18 protein-coding genes, 1 other RNA gene and 1 pseudogene are annotated in these 22657 nt (G+C 39.8%); 13 read left to right on the forward strand and 7 right to left on the reverse strand.

Annotated features, from left to right (window positions below; translation table 11 throughout):
• Positions 1-127 precede the first annotated feature (127 nt).
• Positions 128-850 carry a pseudouridine synthase gene (locus HT688_RS03270; protein ID WP_172923565.1) on the forward strand — a complete coding sequence of 241 codons (723 nt, stop codon included), beginning with the start codon at positions 128-130 and terminating at the stop codon, positions 848-850.
• 110 nt (positions 851-960) lie between these two features.
• Positions 961-2295, forward strand: a complete 1335-nt coding sequence (pepC, locus tag HT688_RS03275; RefSeq protein WP_000991654.1) for a C1 family peptidase — start codon at positions 961-963, stop codon at positions 2293-2295.
• A gap of 161 nt (positions 2296-2456) precedes the next feature.
• On the opposite strand, the gene HT688_RS03280 is transcribed toward pepC, so the two are convergent.
• From HT688_RS03280 to adhP, 4 genes are all read right to left on the reverse strand, one after another.
• Complete coding sequence (locus tag HT688_RS03280; protein ID WP_000136861.1) at positions 2457-3368, reverse strand: PTS system mannose/fructose/sorbose family transporter subunit IID; 912 nt, start codon at positions 3366-3368, stop codon at positions 2457-2459.
• A gap of 23 nt (positions 3369-3391) precedes the next feature.
• Positions 3392-4195: a PTS mannose/fructose/sorbose transporter subunit IIC gene (locus HT688_RS03285; protein WP_000022715.1), complete on the reverse strand. Its 804-nt coding sequence runs from the start codon at positions 4193-4195 to the stop codon at positions 3392-3394.
• 27 nt (positions 4196-4222) lie between these two features.
• Complete coding sequence (locus tag HT688_RS03290; RefSeq protein ID WP_000021972.1) at positions 4223-5212, reverse strand: PTS sugar transporter subunit IIB; 990 nt, start codon at positions 5210-5212, stop codon at positions 4223-4225.
• 235 nt (positions 5213-5447) lie between these two features.
• Entirely contained in the window at positions 5448-6467 is a 1020-nt protein-coding gene (adhP, locus tag HT688_RS03295; protein ID WP_023935615.1) for an alcohol dehydrogenase AdhP, read from the reverse strand.
• A gap of 204 nt (positions 6468-6671) precedes the next feature.
• On the opposite strand from adhP, the pseudogene HT688_RS03300 reads away from it, so the two are divergent.
• The 3 genes and pseudogenes from HT688_RS03300 (at position 6672) to HT688_RS03310 (ending at position 11284) form a co-directional block, all read left to right on the forward strand.
• Positions 6672-7718, forward strand: a pseudogene (locus HT688_RS03300) (IS630 family transposase).
• A 116-nt stretch (positions 7719-7834) separates the two neighbouring features.
• Positions 7835-9814: a peptide ABC transporter substrate-binding protein gene (locus HT688_RS03305; RefSeq protein ID WP_000857592.1), complete on the forward strand. Its 1980-nt coding sequence runs from the start codon at positions 7835-7837 to the stop codon at positions 9812-9814.
• A gap of 121 nt (positions 9815-9935) precedes the next feature.
• A protein-coding gene (locus HT688_RS03310; RefSeq protein WP_172923566.1) for an IS3 family transposase occupies positions 9936-11284 on the forward strand; the annotation gives its coding sequence in 2 pieces (ribosomal slippage) (positions 9936-10377 and positions 10377-11284; 1350 coding nt in all).
• 137 nt (positions 11285-11421) lie between these two features.
• Here HT688_RS03310 and pbp1a read toward each other — a convergent pair.
• Positions 11422-13572: a penicillin-binding protein PBP1A gene (gene pbp1a / locus HT688_RS03315; protein ID WP_172923567.1), complete on the reverse strand. Its 2151-nt coding sequence runs from the start codon at positions 13570-13572 to the stop codon at positions 11422-11424.
• On the reverse strand, positions 13569-14165 hold the full coding sequence (recU, locus tag HT688_RS03320; RefSeq protein ID WP_000248778.1) for a Holliday junction resolvase RecU: 597 nt from the start codon (positions 14163-14165) through the stop codon (positions 13569-13571). Before recU ends, pbp1a begins: the two co-directional genes overlap by 4 nt.
• 413 nt (positions 14166-14578) lie before the next feature.
• Between recU and HT688_RS03325 the strand changes: the two genes are divergently transcribed.
• Positions 14579-14959, forward strand: coding sequence for a hypothetical protein (locus HT688_RS03325; protein WP_000651738.1), 381 nt, complete (start codon positions 14579-14581; stop codon positions 14957-14959).
• Between the two features lie 756 nt (positions 14960-15715).
• On the opposite strand, the gene HT688_RS03330 is transcribed toward HT688_RS03325, so the two are convergent.
• On the reverse strand, positions 15716-16300 hold the full coding sequence (locus HT688_RS03330; RefSeq protein WP_000725526.1) for a VanZ family protein: 585 nt from the start codon (positions 16298-16300) through the stop codon (positions 15716-15718).
• Positions 16301-16367: 67 nt separating this feature from the next.
• Between HT688_RS03330 and HT688_RS03335 the strand changes: the two genes are divergently transcribed.
• The 7 genes from HT688_RS03335 to HT688_RS03365 all read left to right on the forward strand — a co-directional run bounded on the left by HT688_RS03335 (position 16368) and on the right by HT688_RS03365 (position 22569).
• A complete protein-coding gene (locus tag HT688_RS03335; RefSeq protein ID WP_000179549.1) occupies positions 16368-16895 on the forward strand; it encodes an SLOG family protein in 528 nt (175 codons plus the stop codon).
• Between the two features lie 69 nt (positions 16896-16964).
• Positions 16965-17306, forward strand: a complete 342-nt coding sequence (gene gpsB, locus HT688_RS03340; protein WP_023938816.1) for a cell division regulator GpsB — start codon at positions 16965-16967, stop codon at positions 17304-17306.
• Between the two features lie 20 nt (positions 17307-17326).
• An RNA gene (gene rnpB, locus HT688_RS03345) (RNase P RNA component class B) lies at positions 17327-17707 on the forward strand.
• Between the two features lie 84 nt (positions 17708-17791).
• Complete coding sequence (locus HT688_RS03350) at positions 17792-18949, forward strand: THUMP domain-containing class I SAM-dependent RNA methyltransferase (protein ID WP_050208660.1); 1158 nt, start codon at positions 17792-17794, stop codon at positions 18947-18949.
• Positions 18950-18961: 12 nt separating this feature from the next.
• Entirely contained in the window at positions 18962-20368 is a 1407-nt protein-coding gene (gene mapZ / locus HT688_RS03355) for a cell division site-positioning protein MapZ (RefSeq protein ID WP_023938812.1), read from the forward strand.
• Between the two features lie 75 nt (positions 20369-20443).
• Positions 20444-21868, forward strand: a complete 1425-nt coding sequence (gene gnd, locus HT688_RS03360) for an NADP-dependent phosphogluconate dehydrogenase (protein ID WP_000158778.1) — start codon at positions 20444-20446, stop codon at positions 21866-21868.
• A gap of 11 nt (positions 21869-21879) precedes the next feature.
• On the forward strand, positions 21880-22569 hold the full coding sequence (locus tag HT688_RS03365) for a response regulator transcription factor (protein WP_000518020.1): 690 nt from the start codon (positions 21880-21882) through the stop codon (positions 22567-22569).
• Positions 22570-22657 lie beyond the last annotated feature (88 nt).

The raw sequence follows: 22657 nt of genomic DNA on the forward strand, positions 1-22657 counted from the left end.
ACGAAGTCAGTAACCATACATACGGCAAGGCGACCTTGACGCGGTTTGAAGAGATTTTTGAAGAGTATGAAACGAAAAGGAGGTTGGTCATTGTACCAGCCTCCTTTTGATATGATATAATAGTTCTATGAGATTAGATAAATTTTTAGTTGCCTGCGCTGTGGGGAGCCGAACTGAGGTCAAAAACTTGCTCAAGGCTGGTCGCGTGACGGTAAATGGAAAAAAAGAGAAATCAGCTAAATTGAAGATTGATGAAGAAAGAGATGAGATTCGCTTTGACGGGCAAGTGTTGGAGTATGAAGAGTTTGTCTACTACATGATGAACAAGCCCAAAGGAGTTATCTCAGCGACTGAGGATCCCAAGCACAGAACCGTTCTGGACTTGTTGGATGACTTGGCGCGGAGCAAGGAAGTTTTCCCAGTAGGACGCTTGGATATTGACACGCATGGTCTTTTGCTCTTGACCAATGACGGCAAGCTGGCCCATGCTCTTCTTTCGCCAAAGCGTCATGTGGATAAGACCTATCTGGCCCAGGTCAAGGGAATTATGACCCAAGAAGATGTGGAGATATTTGCTGAGGGTATTCCGCTCAAAGACTTTACCTGTCAGCCCGCTGGACTGGAGATTCTTTCCACGGATGCAGAAAAGAATCAGAGCCAAATCCGTGTGACTATTGCAGAAGGGAAGTTTCATCAGGTCAAGCGTATGGTGGCCTACTGTGGCAAGGAAGTAGTAGACTTGCAACGTTTGACTATGGGAACTCTAGTATTGGATGAGAACCTAGAACGAGGGGAATGGCGTCGCTTGACCAAGGAAGAATTAGAAATTCTCCTTGCGAATATTGCTTAATTTCATTTATATTTGAAAAGGTGAGGAAGAATATCCTTGCCTTTTATGTTTTTCAGTTGCTTCCTTTGTGAAAAGAGTTATAATAGACTGTAGAATAAAAGGAGGAATCTATGAACGCGATTCAAGAATCATTTACAGATAAACTATTTGCCAACTATGAAGCAAATGTAAAATACCAAGCGATTGAAAATGCTGCCAGCCATAACGGAATTTTTGCAGCCCTAGAACGTCGCCAAAGCCATGTAGATAACACACCTGTTTTCTCATTGGATTTGACCAAGGACAAGGTAACCAACCAGAAAGCGTCTGGTCGTTGCTGGATGTTTGCGGCTCTCAACACCTTCCGCCACAAACTCATTTCTCAATACAAACTGGAGAACTTTGAGTTATCACAAGCCCACACTTTCTTCTGGGACAAGTATGAGAAATCAAACTGGTTCTTGGAGCAAGTCATTGCGACTGCAGACCAAGACTTGACGAGCCGTAAGGTTAGCTTCCTACTTCAAACACCTCAACAAGATGGTGGTCAATGGGATATGGTCGTTTCTCTCTTTGAGAAATACGGTGTCGTGCCTAAGTCAGTTTATCCTGAGTCTGTTTCATCTAGCAGCAGTCGTGAGCTAAATGCGATCCTTAATAAATTGCTTCGTCAAGATGCTCAAATCTTGCGTGACTTGCTTGCTTCTGGCGCAGATCAAGCGACTGTTCAAGCTAAAAAAGAAGACCTCTTGCAAGAAATCTTTAACTTCCTTGCTATGTCACTAGGACTTCCACCACGTCAGTTTGACTTTGCTTATCGCGATAAGGATAACAACTACCAAAACGAAAAGGGCATCACTCCACAAGAATTTTACAAGAAATATGTCAATCTTCCACTAGAAGACTACGTTTCTGTTATCAACGCCCCAACTGCTGACAAGCCTTACGGCAAATCTTACACAGTTGAGATGTTGGGAAATGTGGTTGGTAGCCGTGCGGTTCGTTACATCAACGTTCCAATGGAGCGTTTGAAAGAATTAGCGATTGCCCAAATGCAAGCAGGTGAGACTGTTTGGTTTGGCTCTGATGTCGGCCAGCTCAGCAACCGTAAAGCTGGAATCCTTGCGACAGATGTTTATGACTTTGAATCAAGCATGGACATTAAACTCACTCAAGACAAGGCTGGACGTCTGGACTACAGCGAAAGCTTGATGACCCACGCCATGGTCTTGACAGGTGTTGATTTGGACGAAAATGGCAAATCAATCAAGTGGAAGGTTGAAAACTCATGGGGAGACAAGGTCGGTACAGATGGTTACTTTGTTGCCTCAGACGCTTGGATGGACGAATACACTTACCAAATCGTTGTCCGTAAAGAATTGCTGACAGCCGAAGAACAGGCTGCCTATGAAGCAGAACCAATTGTTCTTGCACCATGGGATCCAATGGGAGCCTTGGCAGAATAATACTCTTCGAAAATCAAATTCAAACCACGTCAGCTTCGCCTTGCCGTACTCAAGTACAGCCTGCGGCTCGCTTCCTAGTTTGCTCTTTGATTTTCATTGAGTATAAAAGCCTAGAAAAAAGGAATCAGATTTTAGAACCTGGTTCCTTTTTAGTTGCTTGATTACATGATGTGAAGAACATGTGCCACAATACCCACTGCGAAGAGGGCAAGGATAATAGTGATTGGAGATACTTTTTTCTTAAGTAAGTACATGCAAAGTAAAGTAAGGAGTAGTCCTGATAATCCAGGAATCAACATATCCAAGTTTTGTTGGAAAGTAGTAACTTTTTCAGGAGTTTGAGACAATCCTTGTCCTACTTGTGCGAATGCTTCTTGGATACCTTTAGACCCTTCTGGCAATTTATCCCAATGGATATAAGCCTTTTCATCTAGTTGAACTTTAGAAACATCGAAAGCAAATTTAATATTTACCCAACGTTGAACAAGGACAGCAAGAATGAACATCCCAAGGATAGAAGCTCCTTTAGTGATATCTTGAAGGATACCACCAGACATATCTTTGGTGATTTCTGATCCAGCCTTATATCCAATCTCTTGAACATACCACAAGAATGACATACGAATCAAGTTCCATGCAACAAAGAAGAGGAGTGGACCCAAGATATTGCCAGTAAGGGCAAGTGAAGCACCGAGAGATCCAAGGATTGGGCGTACTGTAAACCAGAATACTGGGTCACCGATACCAGCAAGAGGTCCCATCATACCGATTTTAACCCCTTGGATAGCAGCGTCATCGATTTCCACACCGTTAGCACGTTCTTCTTCAAGCGCAAGAGTAACCCCCATGACTGGAGCAGCTACGTATGGATGAGTGTTGAAGAACTCAAGGTGACGCTCAAGAGCAGCGATTTGATCTTCTTTTTTAGTATAGAGTTTTTTGATAGCTGGAATGAGTGTATAAGCCCAGCCCAAGTTTTGCATCCGTTCAAAGTTCCAAGACCCTTGTAAGAAGGTTGAACGCCACCAAACTTTTTTACGATCTGATTTAGTTAATTGAAGTTTTTCAGTCATGATGTTTTCAGTCCTTTCTTATCTTAGTAGTCTTCTAGGATATCGCCGATTGGGTCGTTAGAAGTTGCGGCTCCTCCGCCACCATTTCCACCAGTTTTAGAAAGGTGAAGGTATATAAGAGCGATAGCAACACCGATAGCACCGAATCCGATTAGAGTAATATCTGACACAGCAGCGAGAACGAAACCAAGAGCGAAGAATGGCCATACTTCACGAGTTGCCATCATGTTGATAACCATGGCGTAACCAACGGCAACGACCATACCACCACCGATAGCCATACCATCTTTGAGCCAGTCTGGCATGGCACTAAGGATACTTTGTACAGTTTCAGTTGGTACCATAAGGAGAAGAGCTGCAGGAAGCGCGATACGAAGTCCTTGGAAAAGTAGCGCAATGAAATGCGCACGCTCCACAGCGCCGAAGTCACCTTTTTTAGCGGCAGCATCTGCAGTATGAACCAAACCAACTGAAATTGTACGAACAATCATTGTCAAGAAAAGTCCAGCTACGGCAAGAGGGATAGCAACCGCTTGGGCAACACCGATACCAGTCTTGGTAAAGTCACCACCAAGAACCATGATAATGGCAGCAGCGACAGAAGCAAGTGCAGCATCAGGAGCGATAGCAGCACCGATATTTGACCAACCAAGGGCAATCATTTGAAGCGATCCACCGAGGATAATCCCTGCTTCCAAGTGACCTGTTACAAGCCCAATAAGGGTACAGGCTACAAGTGGTTGGTGAAATTGGAACTGGTCGAGGATGCCTTCAAGACCTGCAAAGAAGGCTACAACGACTACTAAAACCATAGAAATAATAGACATGTTTAAAATCCTTTCATAAATAATGGCTTATTTGACATTGGCTTTGTTAATCAAGTCAAACAAATCTTTTTTAGAATCATTCGGTACTTTACGGACATCAAATTCAACACCCAAGTCACGCATTTTTTCAAATGTAGCAACATCTTCTTTGTCCATCGACAAAACGGTATTGACCAATGTTTTACCTGTTGAGTGAGCCATAGAACCAACGTTAAGAGTCTTGATTGGCACGCCGCCTTCGATGGCACGAAGGGCATCTTGAGGTGTTTCAAACAAGATAAGGGCATGTGTTTCTCCAAAACGTGGGTCTTTTGAAATCTCAATCAGTTTTTGAATTGGAACCACGTTAGCCTTGACATTACCTGGAGCTGCTTGTTTAATCAATTCTTTACGAAGGTCGTCTTTAGCCACGTTATCTGAAGCAACGATGATACGATTTGCTTTTGAATCTGGAGTCCAAGCAGTTGCAACCTGACCGTGAAGTAGACGTGTGTCAAGACGGGCAAGATTGATTTTCAATTTACCGTCTCCGATAACAGTTCCTTCTGGGATAGCAGCTTGGGCAACTGGAGCAGCTGCAGCGCTTGCAACTTCTTCAACTGGATTTAGCTCTTCTGGAAGAGCTTTGATGCCATCTTTGGCTTCTTTAATGATATTAGCAGCGACTTTTTCTACACCTGCAGCAGCGTCCATGAGGCGCTCTGTGTAGGCTTGAATCAACATCGGTAAGTTAAGTCCTGTGATGATGGCAAACTTACGCTCAGGATTTTCTCCCATCACGCGACTAGCTTGGTTAAATGGAGAACCACTCCAAAGGTCAGCCAAAACTAGAACCTCATCTTCTGCGTCAAATGCAGCAACAGCGTTATTAAACTTAGCGTATAGATCATCAGGACCTTCATTTGGCATAAAGGTCACAACTTGAACCTTTTCTTGTTCACCAAAGATCATAGATCCTGACTGATGAATACCCGCAGCAAATTCGCCGTGGCTCGCAATAATGATTCCGATACTCATTATTGTCATTCCTCCTTTTTTGTTTTAGTTTTCATTTAAGAAAACTTTAAGACTGTTTAAGTATAAACCGTTTTCATGTAAAAAGCAACTATTTATCATAAAAAATTAAAAAAACTTTTACTTTTGGATGTTGATATATTGAGTTTTTTGAGGAGTAATATTGAATCCACATTTAAAAATTTAATATAAAAAAGTTGAAAGAAGCTTCCAACTTTTAAAATAGGTTTCTATTAGATTAGTGGGTGAAGTCGAGTACCATACGTCCTTGGATTTGACCTTTTTCCATTTCGTCGAAAATGGCTACGGCATCTTCTATTGGACGTTTTTGAACAACTGGAACTACTAAACCTTCTGCACCGAATTGGAAGGCTTCTTCCAAGTCTTTACGAGTTCCTACAAGAGAACCGATGACTTGGATTCCATCTAGAACGGTTTTTACGATGCTAAGTTCCATCATTTCAGAAGGAAGACCAACAGCGACTACGCGACCACCAGCACGAACTGAGTCAACAGCCTGATTGAAGGCAACTTTAGACACAGCAGTTACGACAGCTGAGTGAGCACCTCCATCAGTTTTTTCCTTGATAAGTCCAGGTACATCTTCAACTTCGAGGCCGTTAATAACAATGTCAGCGCCTACTTCTTTTGCAAGGGCAAGTTTGTCATTGTTGATATCAACTGCGATAACATGAGCATTGAATACTTTTTTAGCATATTGAACAGCTAGGTTACCAAGTCCACCAGCACCGTAAAGAACAACCCATTGGCCTGGTTCAACTTTGGCTTCTTTAATAGCTTTATAGGTTGTTACACCAGCACATGTGATAGAAGAAGCTTGGGCTGGATCAAGTCCGTCAGGAACTTTAACAGCATAGTCAGCAGTTACGATACATTGTTCAGCCATACCACCGTCTACTGAGTAGCCAGCATTTTTCACTGTACGGCAAAGGGTTTCGCGACCAGTTGTACAGTATTCGCAAGTGCCACATCCTTCAAAGAACCAAGCAACGCTGACGCGGTCACCGACTTTAAGGCTTTTCACATCTGGAGCAATCTCTTTAACGATACCGATACCTTCGTGGCCAAGAACACGTCTTGGGACTTGACCAAAGTCACCATGAGCAACGTGGAGGTCGGTGTGGCAAACGCCACAGTATTCAACTTCTACAAGTGCTTCCCCAGTTTCAAGTGGACGGAGCACTTTTTCTTCAACAGCAACACCAGTGCTTTCTGGATTTACAACAACAGCTTTCATAGCTATCCTCCTTGATATTGACCGAGAACAGGGACAACGGGACTGGATTGATTTTGTGTCAACAGAGTCGAGTATGACGAGCTCTCTTGTATTTATATGTGAAGTATATCACAAAAGAAAGCCTTTTTCCAAGGTTTTGGAGGCAAAAAGTAGAACAATCGATTAATACTAAGCTAAAATCAAAAAGCACTATATAATAGTAATATGAAATCAACTAAAGAAGAAATCCAAGCTATCAAAACACTTTTAAAAGACTCTAGTACAGCTAAATATCATAAACGCCTTCAAATCGTTCTATTTCGTCTGATGAGTAAATCTTATAAAGAGATTATAGAGCTTTTAGACTGTAATCAAACAACGATTTGGCCAACTGTAAAAAAATATGAGGAGTTCGGACTCGATTCTCTCCTTCAAGAAACACGTGGTGGTCGTAACCATCATATATGACAGTTGAGGAAGAAAAAGCCTTTCTTGCTCGCCATTTGAAGGCTGCAGAGGCAGGAGAATTTGTTACAATTGATGCCTTATTTCAGGCTTATAAAAAGGAGTTAGGTCCTTCCTACACACGTGATACCTTCTATCAACTGTTGAAGCGCCATGGTTGGCGAAATATTATGCCACGTCCAGAACATCCTAAGAAAGCAGACGCTCAAACCATTGTCGCGTCTAAAAATAAAATCTCAATTCAAGAAGAAAAGAAAGCGCTTTAAAACCAGTAGACGTTTTCGTAAGGTTCGCTTGATGTACCAAGATGAGGCTGGTTTCGGTAGAATCAGTAAACTGGGATCTTGTTGGTCTCCAATAGGAGTAGGTCCACATGTCCATAGTCACTATATACGAGAATTTCGCTATTGTTATGGAGCTGTTGATGCCCATACAGGCGAATCATTTTTCTTAATCGCTGGTGGATGTCATACTGAGTGGATGAACGCCTTTTTAGAAGAGCTTTCACAAGCTTATCCAGATGATTATCTTTTACTCGTTATGGACAATGCCATATGGCATAAATCAAGTACCTTAAAGATTCCGACTAATATTGGCTTTACCTTTATTCCTCCATACACACCAGAGATGAACCCCATTGAACAAGTGTGGAAAGAGATTCGTAAACGTGGATTTAAGAATAAAGCCTTTCGAACTTTGGAAGATGTCATGAATCAACTTCAAGATGTTATACAAGGACTGGAGAAGGAGGTGATAAAGTCCATCGTTAATCGGAGATGGACTAGAATGCTTTTTGGGCATAAATGAACAATTTTATTTTTCAGAATATATCAAATATAACAAATAACTCTTAAAATTCAGAAAATTCTATTGACAGAACTTGAAAAAGGGTCTATAATGAATAAAAAACAAAGGAGAATGCTATGAAAACAAGAAAAGTATTGGCTCTTGTGGGAGTAACTTTATTAGCAGCTGGTGTTTTAGCTGCTTGTTCTGGGGGTTCAGGCGCTCAAGGTGAAAAGACCTTTGCGTTTACCTACGAAACACATCCAGATAATCTCAACTATTTGACAACTGGTAAGGCAGCAACTTCTGAGATTACTAGTAATGTGATTGATGGATTGCTTGAAAATGATAAATACGGGAACCTTGTTCCTTCATTGGCAGAAGACTGGTCAGTTTCTAAGGATGGCTTGACTTATACTTATAAGATTCGTCAGGACGCCAAGTGGTATACATCTGAGGGAGAAGAGTACGCTCCTGTTAAGGCTCAGGACTTTGTGACAGGTCTTAAATATGCAACAGATAAGAAAGCGGATGCTCTTTACTTGGTACAGGATTCAATCAAAGGTCTGGATGCCTATGCAAAAGGTGAAATCACAGACTTTGCTCAAGTTGGGATTAAAGCCCTTGACGATCAGACAGTTCAATACACCTTGAACAAACCTGAAACTTTTTGGAATTCTAAAACAACTATGGGTGTGCTTGCGCCAGTCAATGAAGAGTTTTTGAATTCAAAAGGGGATGATTTTGCCAAAGCTACGGATCCAAGTAGTCTCTTGTATAATGGACCTTATTTGTTGAAATCCATTGTGACAAAATCCTCTGTTGAATTTGCGAAAAATCCGAACTACTGGGATAAGGACAATGTGCATATTGACAAGGTCAAATTGTCATTCTGGGATGGTCAAGATACTAGCAAACCTGCAGAAAACTTTAAAGATGGTAGCCTTACAGCAGCTCGTCTCTATCCAACAAGTGCAAGTTTCGCAGAGCTTGAGAAGAGTATGAAGGACAATATTGTCTATACTCAACAAGACTCTATTACGTATCTAGTTGGTACAAATATTGACCGTCAGTCCTATAAATACACATCTAAGACCAGCGACGAACAAAAGGCATCGACTAAAAAGGCTCTCTTAAACAAGGATTTCCGTCAGGCTATTGCATTTGGATTTGACCGTACAGCCTATGCCTCTCAGTTGAATGGACAAACTGGAGCAAGTAAAATCTTGCGTAATCTCTTTGTGCCACCAACATTTGTTCAAGCAGATGGTAAAAACTTTGGCGATATGGTCAAAGAGAAATTGGTCACTTATGGGGATGAATGGAAGGATGTTAATCTTGCAGATTCTCAGGATGGTCTTTACAATCCAGAAAAAGCCAAGGCTGAATTTGCTAAAGCTAAATCAGCCTTACAAGCAGAAGGTGTGACATTCCCAATTCATTTGGATATGCCAGTTGACCAAACAGCAACTACAAAAGTTCAGCGCGTCCAATCTATGAAACAATCCTTGGAAGCAACTTTAGGAGCGGATAATGTAGTCATTGATATTCAACAACTACAAAAAGACGAAGTAAACAATATTACATATTTTGCTGAAAATGCTGCTGGCGAAGACTGGGATTTATCAGATAATGTCGGTTGGGGTCCAGACTTTGCCGATCCATCAACCTACCTTGATATCATCAAACCATCTGTAGGAGAAAGTACTAAAACATATTTAGGGTTTGACTCAGGGGAAGATAATGTAGCTGCTAAAAAAGTAGGTCTATATGACTACGAAAAATTGGTTACTGAAGCTGGTGATGAGACTACAGATGTTGCTAAACGATATGATAAATACGCAGCAGCCCAAGCTTGGTTGACAGATAGTGCCTTGATTATTCCAACTACATCTCGTACAGGGCGTCCAATCTTGTCTAAGATGGTACCATTTACAATACCATTTGCATTGTCAGGAAATAAAGGTACAAGCGACCCAGTCTTGTATAAATACTTGGAACTTCAAGACAAGGCAGTTACTGCAGATGAATACCAAAAAGCTCAAGAAAAATGGATGAAAGAAAAAGCAGAATCCAATAAAAAAGCGCAAGAAGAACTTGCCAAACATGTCAAATAAAACAAAAAGAGACTGAGTCAAAAGTCCTAAAAATAAGAAAAACGCATAGTATCAAGGTACAATTCTGAACTGCACCCCAAAAGTTAGACAGACAAAATCTAACTTTTGGGGTATTTTTATTATGAAATTAACTTATGATGATAAAGTTCAGATCTATGAACTTAGAAAACAAGGATATAGCTTAGAGAAGCTTTCAAATAAATTTGGGATAAACAATTCTAATATTAGGTACATGATTAAATTGATTGATCGTTACGGAATAGAGTTCGTCAAAAAAGGAAAAAATCGTTACTATTCTCCTGATTTAAAACAAGAAATGATTGATAAAGTCATACATGAAGGCTGGACTAAAGATAGAGTTTCTCTTGAATACGGCCTCCCAAGTCGTACGATACTTCTTAATTGGCTAGCACAATACAGGAAAAACGGGTATACTATTGTTGAGAAAACAAGAGGGAGAGTACCTAAAATGGGACGTAAGCCAAAAACGAGACCTGAAGAGAGGACAGAATTAGAACGTCTTCAAGCAGAAAATGAGTACCTGAGAGCGGAGAATGCCATCCTAAAAAAGTTAAGAGAACTCCGATTGAAGGAGGAAAAAGAGAAAGAAGAAAGACAGAAATTGTTCAAGAATTAATGACTGAGTTTTCGTTAGATCTTCTTTTAAAAGCCATTAAACTAGCTCGTTCGACCTACTACTATCACTTGAAACAGCTAGATAAACCAGATAAGGACCAAGAGCTTAAAGCTGAAATTCAATCCATCTTTATCGAACACAAGGGAAATTATGCTTATCGTCGGATTTATTTAGAACTAAGAAATCGTGGTTATCTAGTAAATCATAAAAGAGTTCAAGGCTTGATGAAAGTACTCAATTTACAAGCTAAAATGCGACAGAAACGAAAATATTCTTCTCATAAAGGAGACGTTGGTAAGAAAGCAGAGAATCTCATTCAACGTCAATTTGAAGGCTCTAAAACAATGGAAAAGTGCTACACAGATGTGACAGAATTTGCCATTCCAGCAAGTACTCAAAAGCTTTACTTATCACCAGTTTTAGATGGCTTTAATAGTGAAATTATCGCCTATAATCTTTCAACTTCACCCAACTTAGAACAAGTACAAACAATGTTGGAACAGGCATTCAAAGAGAAGCACTACGAGAATACGATTCTCCATAGTGACCAAGGCTGGCAATATCAACACGATTCTTATCATCGGTTCCTAGAGAGTAAGGGAATTCAAGCATCCATGTCACGCAAGGGCAACAGCCCAGACAACGGTATGATGGAGTCCTTCTTTGGGATTCTGAAATCGGAAATGTTTTACGGTTATGAGAAGTCGTTTCAGTCGCTTAAGCAATTGGAACAAGCTATTGTAGACTATATTGATTACTACAACAATAAACGAATTAAGGTAAAATTAAAAGGACTTAGTCCTGTGCAGTACAGAACTAAATCCTTTGGATAAATTAATTGTCTAACTTTTGGGGTCAGTACAGAAAAGCCTTGGTCGTATGCGTTTTATTATGGGAAAATGTACTTGACCTCTGTATTTCATTTTGAAAATGACAAAATCCTGAGTTTAGAGTTCTCAGGATTTTTCGTTTACTGTTGTGGTTGTTGTTGAGGGGTCTGTGGAGCTGGAGTTTGATTGGCTCCGGGTGTATTTGGCGCTTGGTTTTGACCATTGGTACTAGCATCAGGACTTGTAGTTGGTGCTAGGCTAGTAGAGCCTTCTGTACTTGTTGAGGAGTTTTCGGTTGAAGATGATTGGGATGTTGTTTCAGTCCAAGTCGGTCTTGCTCCATTTTGGAAAACAAACTGCCCATTTCGATAGATACCATCTGGTATATTCCAATCCTCTGGATTGCTTCCTTCAGACAGGTAGGTCATCATAGAGCGGTAAACTTTGGCAGCGACCGTAAGGCCATTGCCTACAAGTGGTGTCAGACGGTTAGAATAGCCTGTCCATACAGCCATTGAATATTTACGCGTATAGCCAGCAAATAGTTCATCAGGTGCTACAAACTGAGAGGTCTTGATGTGGTTTTCAATTTCCTCGTCTGTATAGTTAGAGGTTCCTGTTTTACCAGCCTGAGGGAGCCAAGCAAGATAGGCATTTCGTCCAGTTCCATAAGTCAAGACTGTTTTCATCATGTCGGTCATCATATAGGCTGTCGTTTCCTTCATGGCACGAGTTCCGACATTAGAGAGCTCTTTTTCACTCCCATCACTAAAGACGACTTTATGGATATACATTGGCTTATAGTAAGTTCCACCATTTGCAAAGGCAGCGTAAGCAGCAGCCATCTTTTCACTACTTGCTCCATATTTTTTGTCTGATTCGGTTGTGTTACTTGAAATGGCATTTGAGTAGTGAAGACTTGGGTAGTCGATTCCGAGACCATTTAGGAAAGTCTTGGCGCGGTTGAGTCCGACCTTGTTTAGCGTTTCCACGGCTGGGACGTTTCGCGATTGTTGCAGGGCGTATTGCAAGGTGATGTTGCCAAAGTAGCCCCTATCCCAGTTATAGACAGGGGTATCTGTCCCAGGATAGTTATAGGGCTCATCGTGAACGATAGTAGCAGTTGAATCGTAGACACCGTACTCCAAGGCAGGAGCATAGTCTGTGATCGGTTTCATAGTTGATCCCCAGTCGCGGTTTGTTTCCACTGCTTGGTTAATTCCGAAGGAAACATTACTTGACTGATGTCGTGCTCCTAGCTGGGCAATGACTTTACCGTTAGAAACATCGACAATGGTAGAAGCGACTTGCAATTCATCGTCTGGATAGGCAACGTATTCGTCTGTATTGTAAATATCCCACAGATGTTTTTGAGCTTCTTGGTCTACATTTGTGTAGACATCCATCCCAGTTGTGAGCAGGTTATAGCCTGTTTCTTCTTCAACTTGATTGATGACTTCCTTGAGGTAATTATCCATGTAAGCAGGGTAATTACTTGCTGATTTGAGACTTTGTAGTCCATCAGTAATTGGTGTGTTGACTGCTTTCTCATACTGTTCAGCAGAGATGTAGCCTTGATTTTTCATTTCAGATAAGACCAAGTTTCGGCGGTTTTGGGCTGCTTCTGGATGTGAATAGGGGTCATATTGGTTTGGTGCCTGAGGCATTCCAGCCAGCAAGGCTAACTGAGGTAAACTTAAATTATTGAGGTCTTTACCATAGTAGTTTTGAGCGGCTGTCTGCATTCCATAGTTGCCATTAGACATGTAGACCTTATTTATATAGTAGGTCAAGATTTCTTGCTTGGTTGCTTTTTGTTCTAACTGAATCGCTAACCAAGCTTCCTGAGCCTTACGAGAAATAGTCTGGTCGGAAGTCGAGGTTGAAAAGTAAGTCAACTTAATCAACTGTTGGGTGAGAGTTGATCCACCTTGGAGGGAATTGCTTTGCAGATTGCGCAAGAAAGCTCCCAGGATACGGATGGTATCAATCCCCCTGTGGTCGAAGAAGCGATGGTCTTCGATAGAAACGATTGCCTTAACCAAATCTGTGGGAATATCATTAGCTTGGGCATTGACGCGGCGTTCAGAACCCAAGTCGGCAATGAGTTGATTTTTATTGTCGTAGATTTTACTAGAAGTTGTTGCAACTAGTTTACTCTCGGATAGGGTAGGAGCCTTGCTAACGTAGTAGAAAAAAACTCCTCCGCCTAAGACGATGGTTGCGATAACCAAGCTTAAGAAGCTAATGACCAGATACTTGATTAGGCGCAGAATCGTTGGTTTGTTCATCTTGTTTTACCACCTAATAAATATTCTTTGATAACATTGAGATAAGGAATTTGAGGGAAGGCACTAGCCTTGATTTCATATCCATATTCTCGAATATATCCAAGTGGCATTGATTTTTGTCCCTTATCTTGATGATAGAAGCGAATCAAATCGAATGCCGGCAATAAGTAGGTTTCTTGCTGAGAAGAAAAGTGAAGAAGGACAAAGCAGATTCCTTGTTGGGCAAGGACTTGTTCCATATGCTGAATCTGATGTGGATGAAAATTTTTCATCGGAATCGCACGTTTTTGTTTTGTTTCCTTGGCTTCAAAGTCGATGTAATATCCATTATAAACGCCAGAATAGTCCGTCGTTGAAGCTTGTCGAAAATAGGCTTCAACAATCTTGGCACGACTTCGTTGTGGATAGTCCACTCGTACGATTTGAATAGGGGTTGGTTTCTTGTGTATAACAGCCAAGCCCTGAGACAAATAGTAGTCGTTGGTAGCATTGATCATCTTTTCAAAAGACATTCCTCGATTTGCGAAATTTTTGGGTTGAGAAAGAGATGTTTGTCTTTTTTGTGATGAAAGTTTATGTGGATAGTTGACCATAATTCTCCTTATTGGTGCAATAATATCACTTTATTATACCATAAATTTGCACAGAAAGGGTTAAAAATGACTATAGCTTTTATCACAAGATATTTTTTCGCTTCATTCATATTCAGTTGGATCCTTTTCATATGACTATTCTACCAAATGGGATATTTTCATGTTCGATTTACTAAAGACATTATCACATTCGAATCACAACGTAGTATAAAAAATATAAATATCATTTGATTTAATTTTATAAATGTTATATAATGATGTCGAAAGCGCTTTACAAACAAGATATAATATATAGGCTTGATTTTAGCTTTATTGTTTTATTGATTCGGAACATTCTTCTAGTAATTAACTACAGACTGATTAAACTTGGGATTGAAATTATCTCCATACTTATATATTTTGAAGGAATCTCTATGAAAGACATTATTCGGATACTATCTATTGGCTTTTTATGGATTCTGTTGATAGCAAATGTAGTGCATGCAGCAACTGCGATTACTTATAATGGACAGGGAATAAGAGGTCAATATTCAATACAAACTTGGTACACTAACCGTAGAAGAACCTATACTGTTAATCATAACCAACCTCCTAGACCTGGGAGTGGGAACGTAGGGTTTAGAGTTTCTGTTGTGAGTCGTTCATGGATTGGTGGTAAAATATATGCATCATCTGTTTATTATGGAAAAATTAGTGGAACAATTAGTGTTGATCTAAATTCAGGTACTTATGGATTATATTTCAATACTGAGGATAGAGGTTTATATAATATTTCAGGTAGTGTGACTTATTAATTGAGTATTTATTTGGATAAGTCTTTTATTAACTATTTTATAATTTTTTAGTTTAATACTCTTCCTTACTAATCATATCAATTGGTTTTTATAGTAAAATGAAACTAGAATAGTACAACATAATTTCTAAAGCATTGTTAGAAATTAATTTGAATGCCTCAAATGATTTATCCTCATCTTATTTCAATTTACTATAGTTTCTTTGTGAGTTTTGATGTAGAAAAGTATTTTGTGATGGATTATAAAGATTGAATAGATATAAGTTATTTTAAAACATACTTTTAAAGAGAATTTGGTAATAATAAGTGAATTATTATCAATTAAAAATAAGTTTGGTAAAAAAACTTTACAATCAGAAAAACCGAATATTATCACGATTTTAAAATCTTTGATCATATACGGTTTATTATTGAAATATTTGTTTTCTCTTAAAATTGATGCTTTTATAAAATTAAAAAGCAATATAGGTAGTAGATATTTTCATAGATTTGTTACTGATTTTGTCAGTATTATCTACAACCTCAAAAAAGGATACTATTCAAACTGTGCTTAGTTCTTTTGTTTTCTGTTTACTATGAGTTTTCACCTGGCCTTCTTTAAAATCAAAGTTTACATGTTTTGTTGACAGTTTGCGTAATAAACATCGGAGTTTAAATACATACTTTAAACAAATGCCTATCATTAGTACATATTATAAAAAATGATGCTCTTTCTGATTTTAAAGGAATGTAAATAGAATATCTAAGATTTGTAGTTTTATTTTATGTAATGAATTATCTTTTTTCCTAATCTGCTATCATGGATATTGCTTCCAATTATAAAACCTATTGTGTTTGTAAATATATCTCCTATATCAAAGAATCCGAGATGAAATACATATTGTGAGGTTTCTATTATTGTTATGAAAAAGATAAAACGCATGACTGTTTTAAAATTAAATTTAAATAATCCTCCTATTGGGATAAAAATTACAATATTTAAAAGAGGAATTGTTGAATCAATTAAAAGTGAATCTTTGATAAACTCAACGAGATTAAAGTTAACTCCCTGAATACCTAAATTTTTAAAAAGTAGCGAATAAACAAGAATTAAACAGTAAAGAAAATAAGATATTCTTATCAATCTAGTATCAAGTCTGTGCGTATAGCTAGATCTTAGGAAAGTGAATAAAAACAATGTTAGAATTAGAATGATGAATAGAGGTCTCCAGAAATCAGAGCCACCGGTAGGAAAACTAAAGATAGAGATGAATTGGAAGTAAAGGTATTCCATAAAAAACCATCTACAAATTAGGAAGGAAATAGCTAAATTTAAAAAATCAAGTATATATATTTTTTTCATTTTATAATCTCCTAAATTTCATTTATATACCATATTATATCATAAATTTGCACAGAAAGGGTTAAAAATGGCTACAGCTTTGGTTTTAGGCTATTCTGCTTTTGATTTAGGTTTATTTTCTGACAAGGATCCTCGTCTTAAATTGATAAAAAAAGCAATACGTAAAGATTTAGAGGCTATGGCAGCAGATGGGGTATCTTGGCTTGTGTTTACAGGAAGTTTAGGTTTTGAATATTGGGTTTTAGAGGTTGCTCAGGAAATGAAAACCGAATACGGTTTCCAGTTGGCGACCATTTTTGCTTTTGAAACCCATGGGGAAAATTGGAATGAAGGCAATCAGATGAAACTGAGTCGTTTTAAGCAGGTAGACTTTGTCAAATATGCCTATCCTCGCTATGAACACAAGGGGCAGTTAAGAGATTACCAGCAGTTTTTGCTGGAAAACACGACTAGTTCCTATCTTTTTTATGATGAAGAAAATGAAACGAAACTAGCTTATTTTTACCAAAAGATGAAAAATCAAGAGGACTATTTTATAAAGAGATTAACATTTGATCAATTAAATGAACTTGCTGAAAATTTTTCCGAAAATTGAAGCTTTGACCTTGATTTTTGTTTGCCTTTTTTTATATAATAATACTAGCAATCGAGAATGGAGAGAGACATGGCAAGTATTATTTTTTCAGCAAAAGATATTTTTGAACAAGAGTTTGGGCGTGAAGTCCGTGGCTATAGTAAGGTAGAAGTTGATGAGTTTTTAGACGATGTCATCAAGGACTATGAAACCTATGCTGCCTTGGTCAAGTCACTTCGTCAGGAGATTGAGGATTTGAAGGAAGAATTAACTCGTAAACCGCAAGTGAGCTCGGCTCCAAGTCCTAGTCACCCAGATCCAATTGATGTGGCTGCTTCATCTTCTATGACGAATTTTGATATTTTGAAACGCTTGAATCGTCTTGAAAAAGAAGTATTCGGTAAACAAATTTTAGACAATACTGATTTGTAATTCAGGTCTTGTTACATGCAATTTTTGGATAATCGCGTGAGGAGAATTGCTTCTCATGAGGAAAGTCCATGCTAGCACAGGCTGTGATGCCTGTAGTGTTTGTGCTAGGCGAAACCATAAGCCTAGGGACGAGAAATCGTTACGGCAGTTGAAATGGCTAAGTCTTTTGATAGGTCAGAGTAGGCTTGAAAGTGCCACAGTGACGGAGTCTTTCTGGAAACGGAGAGAGTGGAACGCGGTAAACCCCTCAAGCTAGCAACCCAAATTTTGGTCGGGGCATGGAGTACACGGAAACGAACGTAGTATTCTGACTGCTATCAGCTGGAGCTGTTAGTGGTAGACAGATGATTATCGAAGGAAGTGGTCCTAGTCACTTCTGGAACAAAACATGGCTTATAGAAAATTGCATATAGGTTGGGGCTGAGAAATTTTCTCAACCTCATTTTTTAAAGTGGACATATAGAAAGGTCTTGTAAGACTGTAACATGAAAAAAGAATTTAATTTAATTGCAACTGTGGCAGCAGGTCTTGAAGCTGTTGTAGGACGAGAAGTGCGAGAGTTGGGCTACGATTGTCAGGTTGAAAATGGTCGTGTTCGTTTTCAAGGAGACGTGAGAGCTATTATCGAAACCAACCTCTGGCTTCGGGCAGCAGATCGTATCAAAATCATCGTAGGAACGTTCCCAGCTAAGACTTTTGAAGAGCTGTTTCAGGGAGTTTTCGCCCTAGATTGGGAAAATTATTTACCACTTGGAGCTCGGTTCCCGATTTCAAAAGCCAAATGTGTTAAATCTAAACTTCACAATGAGCCCAGTGTTCAGGCTATTTCTAAGAAAGCTGTTGTCAAGAAATTGCAGAAACACTATGCTCGCCCAGAAAGTATTCCACTGATGGAGAATGGCCCAGAGTTTAAGATTGAGGTCTCTATTCTCAAAGATGTGGCAACTGTCATGATTGATACGACCGGGTCTAGTCTCTTTAAACGTGGCTATCGTACCGAAAAAGGGGGAGCCCCTATCAAGGAAAACATGGCGGCAGCTATTTTACAACTCTCTAACTGGTATCCAGACAAGCCTTTGATTGATCCGACCTGTGGTTCGGGGACTTTCTGTATTGAGGCAGTTATGATTGCTCGAAAGATGGCACCAGGACTTCGTCGCTCTTTTGCCTTTGAGGAATGGAACTGGATTAGTGATCGCTTGATTCAAGAAGTGCGTACAGAAGCGGCTAAAAAAGTAGACCGTGAGCTGGAACTGGATATTATGGGCTGTGATATTGATGCTCGCATGGTGGAAATTGCTAAGGCCAATGCCCAGGCAGCTGGTGTTGCAGGAGATGTTACCTTTAAGCAGATGCGCGTGCAGGATTTACGTTCCGATAAAATCAATGGTGTGATTATTTCCAATCCGCCTTACGGGGAGCGTTTATCAGATGATGCAGGAGTTACCAAGCTCTATACTGAGATGGGGCAAGTATTTGCACCACTGAAAACTTGGAGCAAATTTATCCTGACTAGTGATGAAGCTTTTGAAAGTAAGTATGGTAGCCAAGCAGATAAGAAGCGTAAGTTATACAACGGAACCTTGAAAGTGGATCTGTATCAATATTTTGGTCAGCGTGTCAAACGGCAAGAGGTAAAATAGAAAGGGATACTCATGAGTAAAAAAAGACGAAATCGTCATAAAAAAGAAGGCCAAGAACCGCAATTTGATTTTGATGAAGCAAAAGAGCTAACAGTTGGTCAAGCTATTCGTAAAAATGAAGAAGTGGAAGCAGGAGTCTTGCCTGAGGATTCCATTTTGGACAAGTATGTTAAGCAACACAGAGATGAAATTGAGGCGGATAAGTTTGCGACTCGCCAATACAAAAAAGAGGAGTTAGTTGAAACTCAGAGTCTGGATGATTTAATTCAAGAGATGCGTGAGGCTGTAGAAGAGTCAGAAGCTTCTTCGGAGGAAGTTCCATCTTCTGAAGACATCTTACCACCCTTGCCTCTGGACGATGAGGAGCAAGGCTTGGATCCTCTATTGCTAGAGGATGAAAATCCAACAGAAATGACTGAAGAAGTGGAAGAGGAGCAAAACCTTTCTCGTCTGGAACAAGAAGACTCAGAAAAGAAAAGCAAAAAAGGCTTTGTTTTGACCGCTTTGGCGCTTGTATCAGTAATTATCTGTGTCAGTGCTTATTATGTCTATCGTCAAGTGAATCGCTCGACCAAGGAAATTCAGACTTCTCAATCAACCACAAACACGCAGGCAGAAGTGGAAGAATTTAATAATTTATATGATGCTTTCTACACAGATAGTAATAAAACGGCTTTGAAAAATAGCCAGTTTGATAAACTGACTCAACTCAAAACCTTGCTTGATAAACTGGAAGGTAGTCGTGAACATACGCTAGCCAAATCTAAGTATGATAGTCTAGCAACGCAAATCAAGGCCATTCAAGATGTCAATGCTCAATTTGAGAAACCAGCTATTGTGGATGGTGTCTTGGATACCAATGCCAAAGCCAAATCGGATGCTAAATTTACGGATATTAAAACTGGAAATACGGAGCTTGATAAAGTGCTAGATAAGGCTATCAGCCTTGGTAAGAGCCAGCAAACAAGTACTTCTAGCTCAAGTTCAAGTGAAACTAGTAGCTCAAGCACTAGTCAAACAAGCTCAAATACGACTAGTGAGACAAGCCCAAGTAGTTCAAATGCTGCCTCAAATGAGACTAGAAGTTCTCGTAGCAAAGTCAATATGGGCGTATCAAGTGCGGGTGTTGCTGTTCAAAGAAGTGCCAGTCGTGTTGCCTATAACCAGTCTGCTATTGATGATAGTAACAACTCTGCCTGGGATTTTGCGGATGGTGTCTTGGAACAAATTCTAGCGACTTCACGATCACGTGGCTATATCACTGGAGACCAATATATCCTTGAACGTGTCAATATCGTTAACGGCAATGGTTATTACAACCTCTACAAGCCAGATGGAACCTATCTCTTTACCCTTAACTGTAAGACAGGCTACTTTGTCGGAAATGGCGCTGGTCATGCAGATGACTTGGACTACTAAGCAGTCGTTACAAAATTCTTTCTTTTCAAAAGTAAAAATGATAAAATAAAATAAATGAAACAAGAGGAGTGTCAAATGACAAAAGCTAACTTTGGTGTCGTAGGTATGGCCGTAATGGGTCGTAACCTTGCCCTTAATATTGAATCTCGTGGTTACACAGTTGCTATTTACAACCGTAGTAAAGAAAAAACGGAAGATGTGATTGCTTGCCATCCTGAAAAGAACTTTGTACCAAGCTATGACGTTGAAAGTTTTGTAAACTCAATCGAAAAACCTCGCCGTATCATGCTGATGGTTCAAGCTGGACCTGGTACAGATGCTACTATCCAAGCCCTTCTTCCACACCTTGACAAAGGTGATATCTTGATTGACGGCGGAAACACTTTCTACAAAGACACCATCCGTCGTAATGAAGAATTGGCAAACTCAGGTATCAACTTTATCGGTACTGGGGTTTCTGGTGGTGAAAAAGGTGCCCTTGAAGGGCCGTCTATCATGCCTGGTGGACAAAAAGAAGCCTACGAATTGGTTGCAGATGTTCTTGAAGAAATTTCAGCTAAAGCACCAGAAGATGGCAAACCATGTGTGACTTACATCGGTCCTGATGGAGCTGGTCACTATGTGAAAATGGTTCACAACGGTATCGAGTATGGGGATATGCAATTGATCGCAGAAAGCTATGACTTGATGCAACACTTGCTTGGCCTTTCTGCAGAAGACATGGCTGAAATCTTTACTGAGTGGAACAAGGGTGAATTGGACAGCTACTTGATCGAAATCACAGCTGATATCTTGAGCCGTAAAGACGATGAAGGTCAAGACGGACCAATCGTAGACTACATCCTTGATGCCGCGGGTAACAAGGGAACTGGTAAATGGACTAGCCAATCATCACTTGACCTTGGTGTGCCATTGTCGCTAATTACTGAGTCAGTATTTGCTCGCTACATTTCAACTTACAAAGAAGAACGCGTGCATGCTAGCAAGGTTCTTCCAAAACCAGCTGCCTTCAAATTTGAAGGAGATAAGGCTGAATTGATTGAAAAAATCCGTCAAGCCCTTTACTTCTCAAAAATCATCTCATACGCACAAGGTTTTGCTCAATTACGTGTAGCTTCTAAAGAAAATAACTGGAACTTGCCATTTGCAGACATCGCATCTATCTGGCGTGATGGCTGTATCATCCGTTCTCGTTTCTTGCAAAAGATTACAGATGCTTACAACCGTGATGCAGACCTTGCCAACCTTCTTTTGGATGAGTACTTCTTGGATGTTACTGCTAAGTACCAACAAGCAGTGCGTGATATCGTAGCTCTTGCAGTTCAAGCTGGTGTGCCAGTACCAACCTTCTCAGCAGCTATTACTTACTTTGATAGCTACCGTTCAGCTGATCTTCCAGCTAACTTGATCCAAGCGCAACGTGATTACTTTGGTGCCCACACTTACCAACGTAAAGACAAAGAAGGAACCTTCCACTACTCTTGGTATGACGAAAAATAAGTAGGTCTGCCATGGGGAAACGGATTTTATTACTTGAGAAAGAACGAAATCTAGCTCATTTTTTAAGTTTGGAACTCCAAAAAGAGCAATACCGAGTTGATCAGGTTGAGGAGGGGCAAAAAGCCTTCTCCATGGCTCTTCAGACAGACTATGACTTGATTTTATTGAATGCTCATCTGGGGGATATGACAGCCCAGGATTTTGCAGATAAGCTGAGTCGAACTAAGCCAGCCTCAGTCATCATGATTTTAGATCATTGGGAAGACTTGCAAGAAGAGCTGGAAGTTGTTCAGCGTTTTGCAGTTTCATACATCTATAAGCCAGTCCTTATCGAAAATCTGGTAGCGCGTATTTCGGCGATCTTCCGAGGTCGGGACTTCATTGATCAACACTGCAGTCTGATGAAAGTTCCAAGGACCTACCGCAATCTTAGGATAGATGTTGAACATCACACGGTTTATCGTGGTGAAGAGATGATTGCTCTGACTCGCCGTGAGTATGACCTTTTGGCGACACTTATGGGAAGCAAGAAAGTTCTGACTCGTGAGCAGTTGTTGGAAAGTGTCTGGAAGTATGAAAGTGGGACCGAGACAAATATCGTAGATGTCTATATCCGTTATCTACGTAGCAAGCTTGATGTAAAAGGTCAAAAAAGCTACATTAAAACCGTGCGTGGTGTTGGTTACACCATGCAAGAATAGAAAAGCAGTTGCAGTTGTGTAACTGCTTTTTTCAAATGGAGAAAGGGATGTCTTTCCGTTTTTTTCTTTGTATAGTAACCGCCCAATA

Origin of the sequence: Streptococcus sp. 1559, assembly GCF_013276735.1 — a bacterium.
GTDB lineage: Bacteria > Bacillota > Bacilli > Lactobacillales > Streptococcaceae > Streptococcus > Streptococcus pseudopneumoniae.